The 552-nt window shown below is 74.1% G+C and carries 1 protein-coding gene; it reads left to right on the top strand.

The features are described 5' to 3' along the window. Positions 1 to 41 precede the first annotated feature (41 nt). A partial coding sequence (locus G3I78_RS47290) for a LysR family transcriptional regulator (protein WP_164436797.1) occupies positions 42 to 552 on the top strand: 511 nt, incomplete at its 3' end.

The following is a 552-nucleotide window of genomic DNA, read 5'->3' as shown; positions in this document are numbered from 1 at the left end:
GGTCTAGTTCACGTTCGTGCGGCATGCCGTAAGTTCCTCTTATGCTCGACGTCCGCAGGCTCCGGCTGCTCAGGGAGCTCTCGTACCGGGGGACCATCGCCGCGGTGGCCGAGGCGCTCGCCTACACGCCGTCGGCCGTGTCGCAGCAGCTCTCCGCGCTCGAGCGCGACGCCGGGGTGCCCCTCCTGGAGCGGTCGGGCCGCCGGGTGCGGCTCACCGCGGCGGCCGAGAGGCTCGTCGAGCACACCGAGAAGATCCTGGAGATCCTCCGCGAGGCCGACGCGGACCTCGCCTCGGCCGCCACGACGCTCCGCGGGACGCTGCGCATCGGCGTCTTCCCGACCGCCGTGCCGACCCTGCTCACGCCCGCCGTCGTGCGCCTGAGCTCCGACCACCCGGGGCTGCGGCTCCTGGTCTCCGAGCTCGACCCCGCCACGGTGCCCGCCGCGCTGCGCGGGGACGCAGTCGACGTCGCGCTGGTCCAGGAGTACGACCACGTCCCCCTCGCGGTCGGACCCGGCGTCGAGACGGAGCCGCTGCTGGAGGAGACGG

Source organism: Streptomyces sp. SID13726 (genome assembly GCF_010548375.1).
Lineage (GTDB): Bacteria > Actinomycetota > Actinomycetes > Streptomycetales > Streptomycetaceae > Streptomyces.
This window is presented reverse-complemented; position numbering and strand designations above follow the sequence as displayed.